This is a genomic window from Gimesia sp., assembly GCF_048260065.1.
In the GTDB taxonomy this organism is placed as follows: Bacteria; Planctomycetota; Planctomycetia; order Planctomycetales; family Planctomycetaceae; genus Gimesia.
Genome location: NZ_JBLXHC010000005.1, coordinates 328,572 through 349,156, shown reverse-complemented (window position 1 = coordinate 349,156; position 20,585 = coordinate 328,572). Strand labels below are relative to the sequence as shown.

General features: G+C 48.4%; 16 protein-coding genes. 5 read left to right on the top strand and 11 right to left on the bottom strand.

Annotation, left to right across the window (positions count from 1 at the left end; all coding sequences use genetic code 11):
- The first annotated feature begins 518 nt into the window (after positions 1-518).
- Complete coding sequence (locus ACN0YN_RS12145; protein ID WP_417385272.1) at positions 519-1,919, top strand: hypothetical protein; 1,401 nt, start codon at positions 519-521, stop codon at positions 1,917-1,919.
- Positions 1,920-1,936: 17 nt separating this feature from the next.
- Here the strand turns inward: ACN0YN_RS12145 and ACN0YN_RS12140 are convergent, their stop codons facing one another.
- The 5 genes from ACN0YN_RS12140 to ACN0YN_RS12120 all read right to left on the bottom strand — a co-directional run bounded on the left by ACN0YN_RS12140 (position 1,937) and on the right by ACN0YN_RS12120 (position 8,331).
- Positions 1,937-3,472: an HTTM domain-containing protein gene (locus ACN0YN_RS12140; RefSeq protein WP_417385271.1), complete on the bottom strand. Its 1,536-nt coding sequence runs from the start codon at positions 3,470-3,472 to the stop codon at positions 1,937-1,939.
- Between the two features lie 58 nt (positions 3,473-3,530).
- On the bottom strand, positions 3,531-4,202 hold the full coding sequence (locus ACN0YN_RS12135; RefSeq protein WP_417385270.1) for a hypothetical protein: 672 nt from the start codon (positions 4,200-4,202) through the stop codon (positions 3,531-3,533).
- A 185-nt stretch (positions 4,203-4,387) separates the two neighbouring features.
- Complete coding sequence (gene cobA, locus ACN0YN_RS12130) at positions 4,388-5,917, bottom strand: uroporphyrinogen-III C-methyltransferase (RefSeq protein WP_417385269.1); 1,530 nt, start codon at positions 5,915-5,917, stop codon at positions 4,388-4,390.
- 180 nt (positions 5,918-6,097) lie between these two features.
- Positions 6,098-7,342: a DUF1207 domain-containing protein gene (locus tag ACN0YN_RS12125; RefSeq protein WP_417385268.1), complete on the bottom strand. Its 1,245-nt coding sequence runs from the start codon at positions 7,340-7,342 to the stop codon at positions 6,098-6,100.
- A 326-nt stretch (positions 7,343-7,668) separates the two neighbouring features.
- On the bottom strand, positions 7,669-8,331 hold the full coding sequence (locus ACN0YN_RS12120; protein ID WP_417385267.1) for a hypothetical protein: 663 nt from the start codon (positions 8,329-8,331) through the stop codon (positions 7,669-7,671).
- Positions 8,332-8,669: 338 nt separating this feature from the next.
- On the opposite strand from ACN0YN_RS12120, the gene ACN0YN_RS12115 reads away from it, so the two are divergent.
- The 3 genes from ACN0YN_RS12115 to ACN0YN_RS12105 all read left to right on the top strand — a co-directional run bounded on the left by ACN0YN_RS12115 (position 8,670) and on the right by ACN0YN_RS12105 (position 11,541).
- Complete coding sequence (locus tag ACN0YN_RS12115) at positions 8,670-9,566, top strand: ABC transporter permease (protein WP_417385266.1); 897 nt, start codon at positions 8,670-8,672, stop codon at positions 9,564-9,566.
- Between the two features lie 55 nt (positions 9,567-9,621).
- Positions 9,622-10,971 (top strand): Trk system potassium transporter TrkA, encoded by a 1,350-nt coding sequence (trkA, locus tag ACN0YN_RS12110; protein ID WP_417385265.1) that lies wholly within the window; start codon positions 9,622-9,624, stop codon positions 10,969-10,971.
- Between the two features lie 165 nt (positions 10,972-11,136).
- Positions 11,137-11,541, top strand: a complete 405-nt coding sequence (locus ACN0YN_RS12105; RefSeq protein WP_417385264.1) for a PilZ domain-containing protein — start codon at positions 11,137-11,139, stop codon at positions 11,539-11,541.
- A 15-nt stretch (positions 11,542-11,556) separates the two neighbouring features.
- Here ACN0YN_RS12105 and ACN0YN_RS12100 read toward each other — a convergent pair whose 3' ends face one another.
- The 5 genes from ACN0YN_RS12100 to ACN0YN_RS12080 form a co-directional block, all read right to left on the bottom strand.
- Positions 11,557-12,309 carry an SDR family NAD(P)-dependent oxidoreductase gene (locus ACN0YN_RS12100; protein ID WP_417385263.1) on the bottom strand — a complete coding sequence of 251 codons (753 nt, stop codon included), beginning with the start codon at positions 12,307-12,309 and terminating at the stop codon, positions 11,557-11,559.
- A 203-nt stretch (positions 12,310-12,512) separates the two neighbouring features.
- Positions 12,513-14,663: a DUF1549 and DUF1553 domain-containing protein gene (locus ACN0YN_RS12095; RefSeq protein WP_417385262.1), complete on the bottom strand. Its 2,151-nt coding sequence runs from the start codon at positions 14,661-14,663 to the stop codon at positions 12,513-12,515.
- Entirely contained in the window at positions 14,656-15,222 is a 567-nt protein-coding gene (locus tag ACN0YN_RS12090; protein WP_417385261.1) for a sigma-70 family RNA polymerase sigma factor, read from the bottom strand. The genes ACN0YN_RS12095 and ACN0YN_RS12090 overlap by 8 nt, the downstream gene beginning before the upstream one ends.
- Before the next feature lie 135 nt (positions 15,223-15,357).
- Positions 15,358-16,632, bottom strand: coding sequence for a DUF1501 domain-containing protein (locus tag ACN0YN_RS12085; RefSeq protein ID WP_417385260.1), 1,275 nt, complete (start codon positions 16,630-16,632; stop codon positions 15,358-15,360).
- 70 nt (positions 16,633-16,702) lie between these two features.
- Entirely contained in the window at positions 16,703-18,349 is a 1,647-nt protein-coding gene (locus ACN0YN_RS12080) for a DUF1549 domain-containing protein (RefSeq protein WP_417385259.1), read from the bottom strand.
- A 424-nt stretch (positions 18,350-18,773) separates the two neighbouring features.
- Between ACN0YN_RS12080 and ACN0YN_RS12075 the strand changes: the two genes are divergently transcribed.
- A complete protein-coding gene (locus tag ACN0YN_RS12075) occupies positions 18,774-19,568 on the top strand; it encodes an SDR family NAD(P)-dependent oxidoreductase (RefSeq protein ID WP_417385258.1) in 795 nt (264 codons plus the stop codon).
- A 4-nt stretch (positions 19,569-19,572) separates the two neighbouring features.
- Here the strand turns inward: ACN0YN_RS12075 and ACN0YN_RS12070 are convergent, their stop codons facing one another.
- Positions 19,573-20,190, bottom strand: a complete 618-nt coding sequence (locus ACN0YN_RS12070; RefSeq protein ID WP_417385257.1) for a PilZ domain-containing protein — start codon at positions 20,188-20,190, stop codon at positions 19,573-19,575.
- Positions 20,191-20,585: the final 395 nt, after the last annotated feature.

Here is a 20,585-nt window from a genome sequence, read left to right as displayed (position 1 = left end):
TAGCCTGTAACCAGGTTGATTGTAGTGTCTCCAAAGTCACTTTGATTGTGTTTTGCAGTGTTGAAGACTCAAAAGTTTAAATAGTCGCCATCCCGTACATTATTTTGTACCCTGCGCGATTTTGAGAATGAACGGCAAACAGGACATTCACGTAAAAAGCGTTAAATTCAGGGTTTATACAATTCAGTATAGTTTTTTTGGCTCGTTGTCTGGAAGATAGGACGTAACAGAGAGAGAGGAAATTGCGAAAATATTTAAAAAAACTCCAAAACTCGATCATGAAGCAGGAGAACATCAAATCAGAACCTCACTCGTATGACATGGTTCTTGCACCAGAATCGTTTCAAAATCCGATCCCGGGATCGACTTAAAATAGCAGTCTAAAGATAGAAACCAGAGTTGTGACCGGAACTCACCCGCTTGTCTGAATCGAGGGTGCTGATTAAGTTAAGAGTAGAAACTCAATCCGAACGCCCTCTTTACCTTACGCCCTCCTCAGACTGCCGGGAATCAATCACATGCCTTCCAACCTGTTTCATCGCTTTTTATTTCTGGCTCTGTTGCCTGGGGTCATTCTGTTCGCAGGATTTGAACAGAGCTTGTGGGCAGGGAATCTGAAAATCGTGACGTTCAATGAAGATGTCACTCCCAAAATTGGCGTGCCCGTTGCTTATGCCCCAGCCCGGAAAATTGTAACTCCTCTTTATGCACGAGGTGTGGTTCTGCTTTCCGATGAACAACCGGTCGTCTTATGTGCTGTCGATGCCATTGGCATTGGAAATCAGGGCTATGACACCTGGCGTGAAAAACTTGCTGAAGCCGCCGGGACTTCGCCAGTACGTGTCGCCGTTCATTCTTTACACCAGCACGATGCTCCTCGCATTGATTTCGCGACGGGTAAAATCATGGAAGAACAGGGGCTCGGCGGAAAAAACTATGACAATGAATATGGCATACAGTGCATTTCACAGGTTGCCAGTGCCATTCGCTCCGGATTAAAAACCCCTCAAACCGTCACTCATCTGGGTATCGGGAAAGCAAAAGTTGAGCAGGTCGCCTCAAATCGCCGTTTGCTGGGAGCAGATGGAAAAGTCCGATTGATGCGCTGGAGTAAATCAAAATCTCCGGAGGCCATTAATGCGCCGGAAGGAGTCATAGACCCCTGGCTCAAATGCGTCTGTTTCTGGAATGAGGACCAACCTGTGGCTGTACTGAATTATTATGCCACACATCCTCAGAGTTATTACGGCCAGGGTGATGTGAACTATGAATTTACGGGAATGGCGCGCGAAGCGCGAAACAAATCTTTACCGGGAACCTTGAACGTTTATTTCAACGGCGCTGCAGGGAATATCGCTGCAGGGAAATACAACGACGGCTCTACCAGAATGAGGCCGATCCTGGCTCAGCGAGTCGAGCGAGGAATGGAGGCTGCATTTAACAGTCAGAAAAAAACGCCAATCACAGCAGCAGATTTACATTGGAAAACAGAAATGACCGCGTTGCCTGTCTCGCCACACCTGGATCCGAAACAGTTACAGGCAACGATAGCTGATCCGGAGAAGACCGCTAAAGAACGCTCCTCTGCTGCATTTAAGCTTGTCTGGTATCAGCGCGCCTCGCAGGGACATCAGATTCCCATCACCTGCCTGCACCTGAAAACGGCATCCATACTCCATTTGCCCGGCGAACTGTTTATTGAATATCAGTTACAGGCTCAGAAATTCGCGCCCCATCAAAGCGTCTGTCTGGCAGCTTATGGTGACTATGGCCCTGGTTATATCTGTACCGAAATCGCATACTCCCAGGGAGGATATGAATCGAGCCCCCGTGCGAGCCTGGTAGCACCTGAAGTTGAATCAGTGCTCACAGAAGTGATTCGTCGACTCGTGTCCTCAGAGGAAGAAAGATCTGAATAAACTGGAATTACAATCGACTAATTCGCAACCGGTGACAGTTTGGGAAGCAATGTGATGGAACGTCTCATCACTTCCTTCCCCTTGGATTTGATAGAGACATAGTAATTACCAGGTTCCAGAATTTCGGGAGGATAAACCTGAAAAGTTGCCCGCATGTTTTCACGCGGGGCAATCTGTCCGGTCCGCTGTACGATGCGTCCAGACTCTTCACAAAAATGACAATCAATCCAGAGGTCTTCATGGGGCGGATTGAGCGCACATTGCACAAGAATCATTTCGCCCGCTTTAAATTCCTGCTTGCGATCGATAATCCAGCCACCGGCCATTTGCGTTCCGATATCAACAGAAAGAAACTTGTCTTTCACGCGCATGACCTGTTCCGGTCCCATCATTTCAGCAACCAGTTCAGGTTCAACCTCGTGTAATGTCATCTTTCCTTCTGCCCGTCTGAGTCCGTACCGATCCTGCTGATGTTCAACATAAATACTGAGAACCAATACAGCTGCGATCCCCGTTGACCAGGCGGCGGGAGACTTCCAGGCTGCCAGAGATTGCGGGCGAAGCCGTTCTACCAGTTGGCGAAATTCTGTTGTAAACTGATAAATCCAGCCCCCTTTTCGATACGCCCTGCGAAAGCGGGCAGAGATCCACTGGACATCAGCCGTACTGAGAAAACAGAAATAGATTGAAATCGAAACCATGGGAAAGATATAGAGTCCCAGTGAAAATGAGGTTCCAATATGAAACGCGGTCCCCATGGCAAGTGCAATCATCCGCCCCCATTTGCGCCAGACAACGAACACGAATGCAATTTCCCAGATCAAAGCAATATAGGACATGACCGACAATAAAATCGGATACAGTGTCATAAATTCTCCTACCGGGTGAGGGTTATTGTAGCGCGACATTGCCCAGTAGTTGATCTGATCCCCTTCCAGATACCCAGGGGTATGCATTTTTGTGACCGCCGCCCCAAAGTAGACGAGACAAATCAGAATCTGCATCAATCTTTGTGGCCAGATTTCGAAACGAGGTAATTCGTATTTTGTGTACTGAGGCCACGATTGCTTCTGTTTTCTGGCTTTCAACCAGCTATCAACAGACCAGATGGCACCACAGTGAGAAAGCGACAGTAAAAACAAGGCATGTGTGGCAATGACAGAGTATTTTGTCGCCATGCTGATGCAGTCCATGAAACAGAAATAAGTATAAAGAACCATGGAAGCGATCAGAGAGAAGCGGGTCATCCAGCCAATACTGCTGCAGAACAGGAAAAACCCGAGGGCTGCAAACAGTCCCACGACAACGGTTCCCGGCAAAACAGGCAGATAGTTGTAGTATTGAAATATGTCCGCCAGTGGAGCGGGTGCTCCATCCGCTGAGAATAATTCACGTGAAAATGACCAGCGGGTACAGACCGTTCCCAGCAGAATCAGTGGAAGCAGCATTCGTACTATCGCCAGTCCGTAAGGAACTTCTTTGGCAAAAAAGAAATTCTGGAAGCGATCACGGATCGAATTATTAGCTGTTGAAATCACTTCAGGGGCATCCATGCTTGAAATCCTGTTTGTAGTAGCGTCTCGAAACGTATGGAACTCGCGGAAATCCGGATTAATTACCGACTGGCGAGGCAAGATGAACGGGCAGATTCGGATTATGTTCAGGTGGTGCCGAGGCCTCGACCTGGCTACCTACTGAAGCTGCGAAAAACGGGCGGCCACGATTCATTTCGGCTACCAGGCGCGGGTTATCATTCATCTGCAGAGTCACCTGTCGCGTCAGCCAGGGAACGTACGATTGTGCCACCACTCCTTCGGGAGTAATCACTTTTCGCAAACGATAATAGTTACGGAAATCTTTTGGTTCTTCGTAACGCTGATCCCAGACCATCTCGGGCAGATTATATTTTTTACACCAGGTTTCTTCGATACAGAGAATTCGCAGCATCGGCTCATGCTCTGTCTTATCGAGGGTGTTCATCGCCATCCGAACCCAGGCATCGCCGGTGGTATCGTAGTGACGTCGCCCCAGCTTGCCGTAAGGATAAAAATCACCCCAGGGACCAGGAGACAACTCGTAGAACTTACCACTAATGCCTTCGCCGATAATATGTGTTCGGACTGAATAGGCAGACCAGCCACAGAACATATCCCAGACAATGTAATACATGCCTGGATGACTGCCGGTTCGATAAGTAAAGGTATGACAGAGGATACCGAATACCAGTATGCCAACATAGCTGGCAATGGTCAGATAGCTGAGTCCACGTTTGAGAAATCGCATCAGTTTAGCCTTCCCTGGCCTGACAATGTGATTATTGATTCAGAAATTTACGTGCGGGAATCAAGGAACTTCTTGAAGCAGAGTCATCATTCCTTAATTCCAGGGTGGGCAATATCGTAAATATTTCAATTCAGGTCAATAGCAACCTTTTTATCCGATTTAACCACTGAAACTGGTTCCTGGATTCACGAACTAAGAGCTGTATATTCCTGAATCGCTGTGAAAATACCATCCCAGTGGTAATCTTTTGCCTCCGTGTCGATCTGCAATCCTACCTCCAAAGCGGCCTGGCTTGTGACCGGACTGATACTGACCAGTTTGATCGTTTTTCCCAGTTGAGATCTTGCTGCGTCTGTTAACAGACTCGCAAAATTTCGGGCGATCGAAGGGCTGCTCAATCCCACCCAGTCAACTTCACCTGATTCCAGCAGTCTCAGGCTTTCTTCATCCCAGGCAGCGATATCATGATTTTCATAAACCACTATTTTTTCCACAGTCGCTGAGACTTCTGCCAGTTCGGTCTGTAACACTTCTCGCCCTCGATTCGCTCCTGCCCAGAGTAGATTCTGATGAGCCACCAATGGTTTCAGTGCTTCTGCGAGTGCTTCTGCCCGATACTGAGGAGGTATCAAATCAGCCCGCAGTCGATATGCCAGAAGTGCCTCCGCCGTCGAGGGACCGATCGTGGCAATCTTTAAATGAGCCAGCTGCCTGGAATCAAAACCGAGATCCCACAGACGGTCCATGAAATACCGCACACCATTGGCACTGGTAAAGACCAGCCATTGATATTGATCCAGTCGCGAAATTGCCTGATCCACGGGAGCCCAGTCAGCTGGTTTGCTGATTTCAATGGTCGGTAACAGTACAGGCTGTGCGCCCAGGCGGATTGCCTGCTGTATTTCGGATTCGGACTGTTCTTCGGACCGGGTAATACCAATCCGCAACCCAAACAGAGGCTTTTGTTCGAACCAGGCAATCTGATCCCGCAGCGTAACACACTCGCCGATCACGATCAGCGATGGTGCAACCAGTGCTGCTTTCTGCACTGCTTCGGGTAAATCCTGCAAAGTAGTTTGAACCGTTTTTTGAAACGGTGTTGTACCACGACTAATGGCGGCAGCCGGTGTTTCTCCTGATTTACCTGCTTCGATTAATGAACTCACAATCTGACTGAGATTGTGCAACCCCATATAAAATACCAGCGTTCCAGGAAAGCGACTCAACGCAGCATAGTCCAGGGAAGAATCCGGTTTTGTGGGATCTTCGTGTCCTGTGATCAAAGCAACCGCTGAAGCATGCGCGCGATGTGTAACCGAGATGCCTGCGTAGCCGGCAGCCGCAGTTGCCGCGGTGATCCCGGGAACGATTTCAAAATCGATTCCAGCCTCACGCAGTGCCGCTGCTTCCTCACTGCCTCGACCGAAGATAAAAGGGTCTCCCCCTTTCAGCCTTACTACCGTTTTTCCTTCTCGAGCTGCGGCAATTAAACGTTCGTTGATTTCGTCCTGTTTGAGAACACGCCGATTTTTGCAACCATCGGCTACACGGCAGGTACGCTCCACTTCAGAAGAGACATGTTCCAGCAGAAGGGGATTGACGAGCCCGTCATACAGAATCAGATCAGCCTGTTTAAGACACTCGATACCTTTAATGGTGATTAAACCGGGATCCCCGGGACCTGCACCGACTAGATAGACTTTTCCCCCGGTCATCCGCTTTGTATCTCTCCACAACAATTAAACGCTTCAATTTAGATGTAAAGCGTCATTATAGCAGAGTTTTCAAGGATGGCGAGCAGCAGCAACCGCTTCCTAAGGAAGTGGGTTCATTCGCCAGGCGGGGACGCAGGGGACTCCGTGCAGCCATGGAAACAGTACAGTGATACAGTTTCGCTAAAAATCGTACCAGGTACCAAAACCCACAAACTGTTCAGAGTTGTTAAAGAATTCGTATTGCATGGTTTTTCCATCCAGATACTGCAATCCGATTCGGAAGAGATGATTGTTCCGATCGCCGCGCCACTGCCAGCCGACCATGATGTTCACATTACCGCCCCAGTTTACTTCCTCGCGCAAGTAACCGTTGACTGCCCAGAAGGGAGCTCCATAAAACCCGGAGTGTTCAATGGGGCTGAATTCGACACCGAACTGAAGTTCCCAGGGTTGAGCACCGCCATCCGTATTAAAGGCATAACCAATTTCGGCGTAGAGTCGTAAATCGGGATCGGGAAAATAACCACCGCCTAGAACAAACGCATCACGTACATAATTGATTCTCTGAAAACCGGGATTCCGTTGAATATACTCATCCCCGGCGTGGGCGCTTGTATGATAATACGCAAACTTCGCCTGATACGCACCCCGTCGCCAGGTCAATGGTACCCCGACGCGAAAATCAGCCGCCTCCAGATCCATTTCTTCTTCCATGTTTAAACGGGGAGGTCCCGCTCCTTCGACATCCAGCTGCCAGCCTTCCAGCACATTATCATTTAATGAACCGTATCTTAAAATACCAACTCGCGCCCCTGCCTCGAGTTCCATCTGCCAGCCTATGTCCTTCTCATGCAGGATGGCTAATGCCATTCGTGGCTCTTTGGGCCCCGCAAGATAGGATTTGTAGAGCAGGTCAGTGGGTAAGACTGTCCAGCCCCAGCAGCTCTCCGCACATAACTGTTCGATGGAATCCGAGTAGACACCCTCAGGTTCGGTCATCGTATCGAACTCGGGATACTCAGGATCTTCCGGATAAGAATCAAAAGCGTGAGGAAACGCTGGCTGAGAAGCATTAACCTGCTGAATCCGGCTCTGCGTGAAATCAGATTCTTTTCTGGATTGGGAATAGAGGGGAGGTAAGTTGCGGGTGATATCCAGTTGTCTTTCGGCAGCTCCCATTGATTCCGCCTGATGCAAAGGGACTCCCAGTTGAATCGGATTCTGTTGTCGATTCGAATACTGGTTCTGCAGATAAAGCTGCGCCTGGCTTGGTCCCTGGTTTAACTGATGGTCAGTTGCATAAGGAGAAGGAGCCATAAATGGCTGTGAACTGGCAAACTGTTGTGCTTCCAGATTGGCACTAACAGCGCTCACCAGCACTCCCCACAGGAAGCGTTGTATTGATAATGGAATAAATAACCTCACCTGCGAGGCTCCTTATTGTGAACCGCAGCAGTAAGTTGCTGTGACTGAAGTAGTAGGGAGAGGAGTAGAAAAGTTGAACGTTGAGAGAGGAGTTCTACCGGTGGTAGAAGAGAAATGCAGGCGGAGTATAGCGACAATCTCAACAGACGAAAAGGGGAATTCTCTATTAGATGGGTTGCTTGAACAGAGCAGCAATCAGAAGAACCATAAACAGTTTAAGACGTGACTTTCAAATCACTTACAAACTGTAACTCTCAAGATCGAGTGCGTACTTTCATCAATTTGCTGAAGTAGAAATCTAATATTTTTTTAGAAGACCCATATAATTATTTGATATGTAGAGTATTATTTTCGTTGAGCTGCAGCGTCTGGCCCTGTGAGAGCTGTTTGACAATGAGCCCCTCATCCGAAAAGTAACGGAGCTGAACGGGGTAATTAAATTCATGCGATTCATTGGCCCGTAACCGGTAAGGACCATTCCAAGGCATTGATGGGCCTTTCATTTCATACAACACTGGTGTCTTTGATGCATTGACGATCTGAGCAGGCTGAACCTGCGTTCCTTCCAGAATCGTGAAAAAACAGGAATTGTGAACTGGATTTCGTTCTACAAACCAGTGATTTCGCACTTCCTGTTTCCAGGCAGCTTCGGCAGCTTCATCCGCTTCCTTCAGTCGATCAAAGCGGCTGTACTCTTCCAGAATCAATTCAGCGATCTTGGCTGTTTCTGATTTGGGATATTTGCGAATCACTTCCTTTGCAACCCGCTTCTGTTGAGAGAGAACCAGTTTTTCAACCCCCTTCAACATCTCCTGGGCATCTGCTTCCTGCTGCTGTGGAGACAACTGTTTCTGATCGTCCCCGGAAGCAAAAGGGTCATTCTGTGCTGAAGCTGGCTGGTGACTCGCACCAAAAAAAATCAATAATCCCAATACAAGAATGCGGGAACCATTACAATTTGTGAGAGAAATACCAGTGATTTTGTTCATTACTCATACCTTCAGATTCAGCCAGACAGATAACAGAGCCTTTCCCAAAGTTTACACGACAAAAAACTCGATCACTGAACTCTCTCAGAAATCGAGCTCATTTTCCCACCAGTTTTTACCAGGAAACGGGATTTTTTCTTTAAACGACCGCTTGGGAACGTTCTTTGCAAGCCCTTTATTCCGAACAGTTTAACACTCATATCTACTTTACTTGTTCAGAATGACCGGCTGGAGAAGACTTCTCGACGGGAATCGAATAAAATACAGATCGATAACAGGAACACTATGAACAGCAGTGATTTACCAGAGATTGATTCGCGTAGAAAGTATTTCATCTAATGGCAAGTAGCCCCCGTCCCCATTACGGGCGAGTCTGGATCACCTTCCTCCGTAATTCATTGATTCGTGAAATGACATTCCGCGGCAACCTGCTGATTACTGTCGTCACGCGCGGATTCTGGTTTGCGGCCCAGTTGATCTTATTTGATATCATCTATCGAAATGTTAATTCAATCAACGACTGGACTCGCGAGGAATACTTCGCCTTTATGGCGACAGGCATGCTGATCAACGCCTTCGTGGAAACGTTCTTTATGCCGAACTGTGCCAATTTCAGCGAATTGATTCGAAACGGGAATCTGGATTTTGTGCTGTTAAAACCGATCGATACCCAGTTCCTGGTCTCTTTCGAAAAAGTGAATCTGGCGATGCTGAACCAGGTACTGCTGGCCGGGGCGCTTTTGTTTTACTCCCTGTCGCATACAGTCCATGTGGAAACTGCCATCCAACTCATTCAGAATATGGTTCAATCTGGACAATGGCTTACGATTTTCAGTTGCTGCATTCTGGGAGCCGGACAGATATTAATGTACTGCCTGCTCCTGGCTGTAGGAGTCGCGTTTTTCTACAGTCTGATGATCGCCCTGGCCAGCAGCAGTATCTGGTTCGGCCGCAATCAGGGACTGTATGATTTCTGGTTTTACATTACAGTCTTTGCACGATATCCGCGGAGTATCTACAGTGGCTCGCCGACCGGTGAAATCCTGCGATTTGCCTTCTCTTATGTCATTCCGATCCTGCTTGTTGTCACCGTCCCTGCACGTCAGCTGCTTTCCAAAGCGCTGGAACCATCGTGGATTACTCTGGTTTCCGTTTCAATTACACTACTGATGTTATTTCTTTCACGTTATATCTTCAAATGGTCATTAAACAGCTATCGCAGCGCAAGCAGCTGACTCCCTGCCCTGCCGGTGGGGCTTGTCCATAGAACAGAAGTCTGTCGAGTAAAATATGAACATCGTTATTATGGGTGCAGGAACCGTAGGCACATTTGTGGCCGATACTCTCTGCGCCGCGCAACACAACGTCACGATTATTGATAAATCACGGGCCGCGCTGGAACTGATTGAAGAGCGCGTCGACGTACAGACAATCTGTGGTTCTGCCTGTGACTCTGCAATATTGTTTCAGGCAGGCGTCCTGGGTGCCGATATCTGTCTGGCAGTCACCAGCCAGGACGAAGTCAATATGGTGGGAGCCTGTCTCGCTAAAGCAATGGGTGCGCGTCGCTGTGTCGCCCGTGTCTTTAATCATGCCTATCTGAATTTGAGTACGTTCGATTACCAGCGGCATTTCAACATTGACCGACTACTGAGTCTGGAGTATCTCACAGCGCTGGAACTGGCGAAGGAAATCGGTGAACCCGGTATGTTTGCCGTCGAGAACTTTGCGCGGGGTGAAGTGGTCATCCAGGTTCTGGATGTACAACCTGGCGTGAAAGCCGACGGCATCGAACTGAAAAATCTCAAACTCCCCAGTGGAGTACGCGTCGGATTGATCTCCGACGGCAATAACACATCCATCGCAGGTGCCGATAACCTCATTCAAGCCGGCCAGATTGTGACCCTCATCGGAACGCAGGAAAATATCGATCAGGTACACCGCATGTTCCAGCACAAACGGGCCTTGAAATTTCGGGTGATCATTGCCGGGGGTGGAAATATCGGCTTCAACCTCGCACGAATTCTACAGAAGAAAGAATACTCAGTTACTATTCTGGAAGCAGACCCTCAACGCTGCGACTTTCTCTCACGACATCTGGACTCCACTACGGTGCTGCACGCCGATGCAACGCGTCGTACGGAAATGGAAGAAGCGCGCGTGGGAAAAGCAGATGTATTCATCGCGGCAACCGGTCGTGATGAGGATAATATCGTGTGTGGAGTGGAAGCCAAAGAACTCGGTGCCGACCGTATCATGAGTATCGTCCGCCGCCCGGATTATGCGAACGTACTGGAAAAACTGGGTATCGACGTCGCAGTCAGCCCCAGGGAAGTCATTACGCGTCAGATCATGGGAATGGTGCAGTCGGGTCCCGTCATCAGTCACTCCGAAATCGGCGGAGGCAATTCTGCAATTCTGGAAGTTGAGGTCAGAAAAAATACTCCCATCACACAAGCACGTCTGAAAGATCTTAAACTCAGGCAGGCGCTCATCGCTGCAGTCGTGAAAGAAGACTGTGTCAGAGTTCCCGGCGCCGATGATCAGATCCAGGCAGGTGACACAGTCATTTTGCTGTGTGAACAGGATAATCTGAATGAGATCATGCCGCTTTTCAAACCGGTAAAGCCGCAAAACTGATACAGTCAGACTCTCAGTGGAACTCCTCCCTGTTTTTTCGGACTCACGAACCTGCCGGTAGATCTCAGGACCTATACTTGTCTTGCAGAGTGTCCATTGATTTACAGCACATACCACCTGACCAGTCAGAGCCGGTATGCCTGAGACAGACAGCAGGAAAAGTTCATGACTGACCGGAGAAAATCCACTAACCGACGTTCGGGTGAAGAGCGAAGGCTGCACCAGAGACTGCAGGCAGGTCCTGAAATCCGTATGCTTCGTTCTGGAGAAAACGGGGGCAGTGAACCACTCAATGCAATATTGTATGATGTTTCACTCGATGGAATTCGTATCCTGCTGGATCTGCCCTTATCAATTGGTGAAACACTTTTAATCCAGGTGCATCACTCGGGCGAACACCTTTTCAACTCCACCGTGAAAGTCATGTGGCAGGAACTGACTGTACTGGGTCAGTATACGACCGGATGCGAAATGTGTGTTTCTCTGACCCCCAAACAGGCGCGAACTCTGAACTCCTATCTGGAGAAAAATCCGGGCCCCATCGCCACGACACAGCATCAACATTCGTAAAATGATCAGTCAGTTTCAGCCGACTGTATATCCGCCGTCCACGACGATTTCCTGACCAAAAATATTCCGAGCCGCATCGGAAGCCAGGAACACAGCGACCTCGGCGATCTCTTCAGGTTGACTGAATTTTCCCGGAATCAATCTTGAACTGACTGTCTGAGCAACAGACTTGAGTTGCTCGGGATTCAGTCCAACCGAATCCCATAGAGGAGTTGCCACCGGTCCCGGAGCGATTGAATTGACCCGGATTCCGCGAGGTCCCAGTTCAGCAGCCAGAGTCTGCGCCAATGACTTTAAAGCTGCTTTCGAAGCAGAATAAGCTGCCAGACCAGGAAAGCCCACCTGCGTCAGAAAGGTTGTGATAAAAATGATGGCTGCCTTCTCATTGAGGACAGGCAGAAATGTGCGAACCGTCTGCAAGGCCCCATGAAAATTCACATCAAATGTTTCGTTAATTGCTTCGCGAGTTGAATCTTCTATTGGAATTACACGAGCCAGACCCGCATTGGGCACCAGAATATCAACGCGGCCGAACCGCCGTTCGGTGGCTGATGACAATCGGTTCAAGTCTGAAGCGCTGGTGACATCACCGTCTACAACCAGCGTGCGGGCAGGAAAACGAGCTTCCAGTTCTTCCAGAAGCTCCACTCGCCGGGCAAACGCGACGACCTTGGCCCCTTCGTTCAGATAGAACTCAGCGATGGCATGACCGATTCCACTGCTCGCTCCTGTAACGACAGCAACTTTGTTAAACAAACGGTCGGACATAGATCTCCCCTGCTCCTAAACTGGATCCAGTTTTACCGTAGCGTCTTCAGATTCAAAAATAACGGCAGCGATCTGCTATAACAGTTCCGAAATGAATCTGCAAGCGGGAGATAACCTGAACCCGTTCCCGGTATACGCAACGTGTTCCAGGCCGAATGGATGGGGCAGAACATCGAAGGGAGCCAATCTCAATGCCATTCGATTTAGTGTATCAGAATGAATTCATTCGAATTCAGATAAGCCCAGTAAACATCCTGGTAGCTCTGTTGAACGGCAGTTTGTGGAGGGACGTTTTGAGAGGTCAGATAACGGGTTCGCTCTTTCACCAGACGCTTTAACTCTGCAAGCTCTTTCGTTGAGGGGTAACGCGTCAAAGCAGCAAGGCTCATTTTTTTAATTCTGTTATCGGGGCTGCGTTCTTTCAGCACTGAAGCGAGTATGCTTCCTTCCTGTTTCACATCCAGACTGTTCTTCACCAGCGAGCCATTCATCATGGTTAAAGCCTGGGTAATTGTCCCGTCAAACGTAGTTGTCTCATCATTCTCTTCATTTTCATGCGTGTAAACAAATTGCTGCAACCACTGATCGCGCTTCTGCATCTTATTCCACGCGTTAGAATAATCAGTCACAACCAGAGCAGGATTGGCCGTCACCTGCAACGAGTCATATAACTGCTCTGCAGTCATTTGTTTGACGTACATACGACTGAAATTAGGGGTGCTGCCATCATCCGGATTATCAGACTGGTTATGAGCAACAAACTGGCTGCTCAGACGATAGGCGTCTGACAGGCAGATCCATTCAATCAATTGTTTAATATCATACCCACTGTCAACAAACTGATGAGCCAGCTCGTTTAACAGTTCGGGATGCGTTGGTGAATTATGATAACCCATGTCGTCAATGGGTCTGGTAAATCCATAACCGAAAAAGTGAGCCCACATACGATTAACCATCGCTTGAGCCAGCTGCTGGTTATCTCCCGAGGTCATCAGTTTTGCCAGTTCCTGCCTGCGGTTGACACTGGGAGCATCTGAAATTTTAACACCGGCATATTTAGGATATGCCGGCTGCATCAGTCCCTGACGCGTCTCATAAAAAGTTGTCCCCCCTTTGGGAAGAGAGACGAGAGTCAGTTGGGTTGCCTGCTTTTCTCCGGACTTGGCCGGCATTTTTTTACGAACCACTTTTGTCTGTTTAAAGAAACTGTTGATTTCCCAGAACTGGCTTTGTGTAGCATCGTTAAACGGGTGATTATGACATTGGGTACATTGAATCTGCGTTCCCAGAAACAGACGTGTCGTGATCGCGGTTGCCGGCACCGCTTCGTTATTCAAATGTGCCAGCAGAAAATTAGTCGCCCCATTGGTATCGGCGTCACCTTCTGCAGAAACCAGATCAAAAACGATATCGTTCCAGGAACGATTATCTGCAAAACTCTGAACCAGGAAATCCTGCAGTGCCCGCCGATTAATATTACGCGTTGTCGTTCGACCGATTAACAGTCGTGTCCAGATGGTTGACCAGTTCGTTACATAACTCGGATTTGAAGTCAATTTCCGGATCAGCTGCTGATGCTTATCGGGTTGAGTCGATTTCAAAAACTGTTCTGCTTCGACAGTTGTGGGAATGCGGCCAATCACATCCAGATAAACACGTCTGACCCATTCTTCATCAGTCGCAAAAGGGGAAGGCTCAATATTCGCAGCTTTCCATCCATCCTGAATGCGATGATTGATAAACGTCACAATGGCTTCATCTGAAGCAGACTCAGGCAGTGCTTCCACAGGAGGCAGTCGTTCCGGTTTGACGGCAACCAGTGGTTGATTTCCTGAAGAGTTCAGACGGTCGTTCTGTTGCGCCTGCAACATGGGATGCTGCGAAGCTTCGATCTGAATCGAGCGGTGCGAATGATTCTGTTCAGCCAGTTGTAAATCATCGTTTTTTTGAAAGCCGTTTGTCTCCTTGTGGTCGACGGGATTTTCTACCACCACAGACTGTTTTGGCTCTCGGACCCAGGCAGTCCAGATAAATACAATCAAGGCCAATGTGCAGACTGTTGTCAGACCGGGCACCAGATATTTTCTTCTCCGAACAGGAGCAGAATCCAGAGTAACTGGTAACTCTGTTTCAGAAACGGGAGTTGCTTCAGGGACTTCTATTTCTGCCCCTTGCCCCTGATCCCAGTGCAGCGTGCCGTGCAGGTGAGAGTAGTTCAAATAGAACTGCATCGCATCGGGGTCGGACAGCACGATTTCTTCAAGACGTGCCTGCTCTGACTCCGAAAGGCGTTCTTCGCATAATGCTTCCATCAGCAAGGAAAGCTCAGCTAATTCTACTTCTTTCTTACTCATGACTATAGGACTCTGAAGCGATATAACGATTAATGCATTCGAATAAAGTACGTCTGACACGGCCCAGTGACTGATACACTGAATTGGCCGGGCGCCCCAGGTCGTCAGCCAGGTCTTTCCCCTGGTTATCTCCCTGATAGCGTCTTTGAATCAACTCTCGATCTTTCTTTCTCAATTTACTGAGACAAAAGGTTAATGCGGTTCGTCTTAACTCAAAGACATCCTGATTTTCCTTGACGGCTTCGGCCACCTGCGAAACAAATTCATCGCTGAACTGATGCTTGTCCCGCCCCCGTTTTTTTCTGAATTTCAGGATTTCGAAATGAGCAATCTGACAGGCCCAGGCAAAAAAATTGGTTCCGACCTCAAACTGCTGGGACTTCTTCCAGATGATCAGATTGGTATTCTGCAAGATCTCTTCAGCCTCTGATGGATAGGGTACCATCGAGAGAATATACAGATAAATCCGTCGCTGGTGCTTTGTGAACAAGGCAATAAATTCGCGGCCCTGTTCCGAAGTCGTTTCCGGAAAAACAGGTTGATCAGTCGAACTTGTCAATGTAGTTCCAATTCATTACTTCAATGCAGATTGACTTCACCTGTTTGCAGCCGAGAGTAAAACAGCGGAAACCCTGTTCGAGCATCCGCTGTTTTCCGGCTCCAAAAATTGTCTTTCGATTACAGTCGAAAGGAATTAACCAATCAGTTCTTTGATTGGAGTTCCGCCATTGGCCAGTTTCATGGGACGACCACGTTTCGAAGTGTGTACGATGTCCAGAGGAATTCCCAGAGAGTGAGCAACGGTTGCCCAGAGGTCACCGGGCAGATAGCTCTTACCTTCGATTCCAATACCATCCGCATCGGTTTTACCGATGGCCTGACCGTTTTTGAGTCCGCCACCACCAATCATGGCTGTCCAGCTGGCTGCCCAGTGGTCACGCCCTACGTTCTGGTTAATACGCGGCGTACGGCCGAACTCGCCCATACAGACGATGGTCACGTCATCAATCATTCCACGTTGCTTCAAGTCGTTAACCAGAGTGGCAATCCCCATATCCAGCTGTGGCAGGTTCTGAGTCTTCAGGGAATCAAAGACACCCTGGTGAAGGTCCCAGTTTCCGACTGAAGCGGAGACTTCAACAAAAGGTACCCCTACTTCCACCAGACGGCGAGCCAGCAGCAGTCCCTGACCGAAGTTACCGGTTCCATACGCTTCTTTCAAAGCAGCAGGTTCCTGATCCACTTTGAACGCTTCCATCTGCTTGGAGGTCATCAGGTTGACGGCCTTCTTGTAGATATCTTTGTGAGAGTTGGCAGATTCACCTCGCTTGGATTTGATGAAACCTGACTCCAGCACCTGCAGCATATCGAGTCGCTGTCCCAGTCGCTGCTGGTCTGACGTCTCGATCTCCGCATTCTGAATCGTTCCATTGCTGGAAACGACGAACGGAGAGTGGGACATTCCCAGAAATCCCGCACTTCCACGGCTGCCGCCGATTGAAATGAAAGAGGGGATGTCCAGTTCTTTGCGGCGAGCGCCCAGTTCATAACTGACAACCGAACCAAATGTAGGATGCACAACGGTGGGGTTAGGCACATAAGCGGAGTGCATATAATAGGTACCACGAGCATGATCCGCTTCACGTGTACTCATAGAGCGAATCAGTGACAGATTCTCCATGACCTGTGCTGTCTTGGGCATATGCTCAGAAATCTGCATATCACCCTTGGTGCTGATGGGCTTGAATTCGCCACCATTTTTTGAACCTGGCTTCAGGTCCCAGATGTCAATTGTAGGAGGTCCCCCTGCCATCCAGATCAGGATGCAGGCTTTCTGCTGCTTTTTGACCTGACTGGCATTCGCTTCCAGATGCGACAGAAATTGCATCGTGGGAATCGCAGTCGCTGCACCGGCAACATGCTTCATAAAGTGGCGACGCGTCATTCCGTAAGGATTCAGAATAGTCATTGTTAAGGCCTCTTTAGTTGATTTTTGTGATAAAGGTTGTGTGAAGTTGTATCGATATCGACGACAGATTTTAGTGATTGAATACAAACTCGTTGGAGTTCAACAGTGCCCAGTACAGGTCCTGGTAAGCGGCCAGTTTGTTGGGCGTACCACCAATCAGACGTTGTGCACTGTTGATTTCCCGACGATCCGGGTAACGGCTTAATGTGGACAGAAACATTTTACGAATCTTGACCTGATCATTACCCTTTTCATTTAAAAGCTCATATAAGTAGCTGCCACGATCTGCATTGATCGCGTTTTTGGTCAGTTCACCATTCATCATCATCAAAGCCTGTGGAATGGTTCCATTGAACGTAGTAGAGTCATCGCCGGAATCATTATCGAAAGCGACCATGAACTGATTCATCCACTGACGACGCTGTTGCTCAGCACGTTCCCAGTTTGATTGCCCTGATTTGTGAGCACCGGTTGCCACAATCAGTGAATCATAAAGCTGCTCAGCCGTCATGTTCTTAACATACATATGCGAGAAGAGAGGGGTTTCTCCTCGCTCAGGACTGTCGATTTCATTATTGCGACTGTACTGACTTGTCAGGTTGTAAGCTTCAGAATTACAGATCCAGCGTGCCAGCTGTTTCAGATCGTAATCTTTCTTCACGAGTTCTTCTGCCATTTTGTTTAACAGATCCGGATGTGATGCCGGGTTGTGAGGGCCCATATCATCAACGGGACGGGTAAAACCATATCCCATGAAATAACCCCACATCCGGTTCACAATCGCGGTCGCGATCAGAGGTTTATCCCCCTGGACGATCAGCTTGGAAAATTCCTTGCGGCGTTCGACACCACCCTGAGGATCTACTTTCTGATCTTCAAAGATCGGGTAAGCAACCTGCATCAGACCGGACCGTTTTTCGTAATACACGGGTCCGTTAAAACCAGTCGCGACGATTTCAGAGTAATCATCCACCTGACGACCTGTTTTAGGATCAGTCTTGCGGTGGTTGACACGACGCATCTGACGAAAGAAACTGTTGTATTCCCAGAACTGATTCTGTTTCCAGTCATTGAACGGATGGTTGTGGCACTGAGTACACTGCACCTGAATCCCCAGGAACAGGCGAGTAGTAGACGCCGTTACCTGAACGGCCTCGTCATTATTCTGCATCTGTGCCAAGAGATAGTTTACTGCACCGTTTTCTTCAAAATGTCCTTCTGCAGTCACCAGATCCTGTACGATTTCATCCCAGGGTCGATTTTTTGCAAACGCTTCGCGTAAAAACTTCTGCATTCCGCTCCGGCTCACCCGTCGTGGAGTACGACGACCGATGAGCAGGTTGGTCCAGACATTCGTAAAGTTCTGTACGTATGCAGGATCTTCCAGCAGTTTGTCGATTACTTTTGATCTCTTCGCAGTGTCGCGGTCTTTACTGAACTGCTCTACTTCCTCTGCGGAAGGAATCTTGCCGATCAGGTCCAGATGGACGCGGCGTAACCATTCTTCATCAGAGGCAACGGGAGAAGGTTCTACTTCATTATCTTCCCACCCCTGACGAATGCGCCCATTAATGTAGTCAACAAAGGGATCGAATGCGCCCGTAGAAAAAGTCTTCGCTCTGCTCTCCGGAGGTGCAGCACCCGCGATGGATACCCAGCTACCGACACAGATCAACATGGTTAAAACAACACTGAGTTGTTTAGAAAAACGACGCATTATCTTGTTCTCCACTACATTAAAAATGATAGAACGAACAGTCTGCTCGCCTTGATATCGTAATTCCGTTCCCAAGAACAAATTGCGAAATAAAGACAGCTTCGCTACTGTAATAACCGACTCAAAAGCGAAAACATTCGCGAGTCTCTGAGTAATATCTCTATTTTATTGGAATTAACTGTTTATAGGATACCCGATTTTACATTTTTTCCAATGATAATATCAACGATTTCATATACATCCGCATGAATACCTTAAACAGAACAAACCATGTAACCAACTGCCATATTTACACTTACAGGAATTCACAACCCATATAACCCTTAAAATCATTAAACGACTTCTTATTATGAAGTGAACCCCGACCCCCAAAAATATACATAATTACACCTCACTTACTGTCAAAACCCAGGAAAAGCAGTTCATGCAGAATCAATATCAGTTTGAAAATCAGATTGTGGTCATCACCGGGGCCGGAAATGGGATTGGTCGTGCCACCGCGATCATGATGGCAGAAGCCGGCGCTCAGGTCTTTGCAGGCGACTTGAACCATTTGCCCGAGAACCAGGAAATGTTTTTACGACTGGGAATCACGGAAGTGAAATGCGATGTTCGGCAGGAAGCTGACATCCAGGCATTAATCGAAAAGGCGGTCCATCAACATGGCCGCATTGATGTACTGGTCAATAATGCAGGAATCGGCATGGTTAAACCCATTCATGATGTGACTGAAGCAGAATGGGATGCCTGTATCGATACAAATCTGAAAGGCACTTTTCTGGGCTGCAAGCACGCAATCCGTCACATGTTGTCAACCGGAGGAGGTTCCATCGTCAACACGGCCAGCAACGCTGGATTGCTCCCCCGTGCCCATGATCCGGTTTACTCCATCAGTAAACATGCGGTTGTCGCATTAACGGAGAGCCTGGGCTTGTGCCACGGAAAAGACAATATTCGTATCAACTGTGTCTGTCCGGGCCCCGTTGGCGAAACAGGCATGATGAACGCCGACATCTCCAGCGCCGCTGATCCGGAAGGACTGATTCAATCCATGATCCGCGCCAGTCCGATCGCTGCTGCAAACAAACGCATGATCAGCCCTCAGGAAGTCGCCTCTGCGATTTGTTACCTGGCCAGCAAGGATGCGTTAATGGTTACAGGAACTGCAATTCGTATCGACGGAGGTAAGTCGCTGGGTGTCCCTCCGCAACAAAACTGAAAAATCAGCCAACGTAACAGGAAGGGGCATGCTCTTTTAAATGGGCCACCTGCTCATTAGAAAGAGGACTTTGCAGTTTGCAGTCAATGCGCCAGAACTCCTGGTCCAGAGCTGTCGAACGCACTACAGTTGCAGCAACATTCAACATAAAATTGAGAGATGCATCTTCGACGGTTAACTCTAATTCATCACTCAGTTGAAATGCTGAACGGGAAGCAAATGAGATCCCATTCTGACTGACATTGATCGCGTAGCCCTTTTGTGCCGGATGGGAACCTGCTCCGACAGGTCGATGATCATCTTTATTGAGCGCCAGAACAATGGCATCGCTGGAATGTCTGGGACAGGCACGACGGTCAAAAGACCGGGTTTCCACAACAGCATGGTCGGTATTTTCAGCTTCCGTTTCCGAGACTTGCTCAGAATTTGCAGCAGCTCGCGCCTTACTCAGCACGGAATTCCAGGTGCGTCCCGATGCAGGTCTACGATGCTTCAGGGGAAGCCCTGAACGCTGACGGCACTTTCGAAAGGAAACTGGTTGGGTCTCAAAAGAGTTGTCAGTCGTTTCTCTGGCCTGCTTAGAAACTTCGGCTGCCGACAGAGCATCAATTACCATATTCATATCAATAAACCTGTTGTCAGGAATTCCACGTATTCAAAAACACAGTTCTCTGTGTGAGAAAACTGCAAAAAACACTGTTCAAACCTATGTCAGGATCAGCAGGCTGTCAAAAAGATCCTTCAAAAACCGACGTTTCCTGAGGTAATCAGTCAGCGAACTTCCATATTGTCCCTGATTGAGTTCAATAACGGCACCACGAACGAGCGATATAAACTATTGCTATATATACACTTAATTAACAATCAATTAAAACGTCGAAAATTCGCATGATTTCAGGATGGACAGCCGCGCTACTAGCTTGAGAAACAGGTATCGGGGAATTATACTGCCACGTTTCCAATGACTCTCAAGAATCGAATGAAGTTTAGTCGGTTCGATCATCGATAGGGGTTTCT

Excerpts from the sequence above, each read along its gene's own strand:
- ACN0YN_RS12145 (WP_417385272.1), top strand. The coding sequence starts at position 519 with ATGCCTTCCAACCTGTTTCATCGCTTTTTATTTCTGGCTCTGTTGCCT.
- ACN0YN_RS12140 (WP_417385271.1), bottom strand. The coding sequence starts at position 3,472 with ATGGATGCCCCTGAAGTGATTTCAACAGCTAATAATTCGATCCGTGAT.
- ACN0YN_RS12135 (WP_417385270.1), bottom strand. The coding sequence starts at position 4,202 with ATGCGATTTCTCAAACGTGGACTCAGCTATCTGACCATTGCCAGCTAT.
- cobA (WP_417385269.1), bottom strand. The coding sequence starts at position 5,917 with ATGACCGGGGGAAAAGTCTATCTAGTCGGTGCAGGTCCCGGGGATCCC.
- ACN0YN_RS12120 (WP_417385267.1), bottom strand. The coding sequence starts at position 8,331 with ATGAACAAAATCACTGGTATTTCTCTCACAAATTGTAATGGTTCCCGC.
- ACN0YN_RS12115 (WP_417385266.1), top strand. The coding sequence starts at position 8,670 with ATGGCAAGTAGCCCCCGTCCCCATTACGGGCGAGTCTGGATCACCTTC.
- trkA (WP_417385265.1), top strand. The coding sequence starts at position 9,622 with ATGAACATCGTTATTATGGGTGCAGGAACCGTAGGCACATTTGTGGCC.
- ACN0YN_RS12105 (WP_417385264.1), top strand. The coding sequence starts at position 11,137 with ATGACTGACCGGAGAAAATCCACTAACCGACGTTCGGGTGAAGAGCGA.
- ACN0YN_RS12100 (WP_417385263.1), bottom strand. The coding sequence starts at position 12,309 with ATGTCCGACCGTTTGTTTAACAAAGTTGCTGTCGTTACAGGAGCGAGC.
- ACN0YN_RS12095 (WP_417385262.1), bottom strand. The coding sequence starts at position 14,663 with ATGAGTAAGAAAGAAGTAGAATTAGCTGAGCTTTCCTTGCTGATGGAA.
- ACN0YN_RS12085 (WP_417385260.1), bottom strand. The coding sequence starts at position 16,632 with ATGACTATTCTGAATCCTTACGGAATGACGCGTCGCCACTTTATGAAG.
- ACN0YN_RS12080 (WP_417385259.1), bottom strand. The coding sequence starts at position 18,349 with ATGCGTCGTTTTTCTAAACAACTCAGTGTTGTTTTAACCATGTTGATC.
- ACN0YN_RS12075 (WP_417385258.1), top strand. The coding sequence starts at position 18,774 with ATGCAGAATCAATATCAGTTTGAAAATCAGATTGTGGTCATCACCGGG.
- ACN0YN_RS12070 (WP_417385257.1), bottom strand. The coding sequence starts at position 20,190 with ATGAATATGGTAATTGATGCTCTGTCGGCAGCCGAAGTTTCTAAGCAG.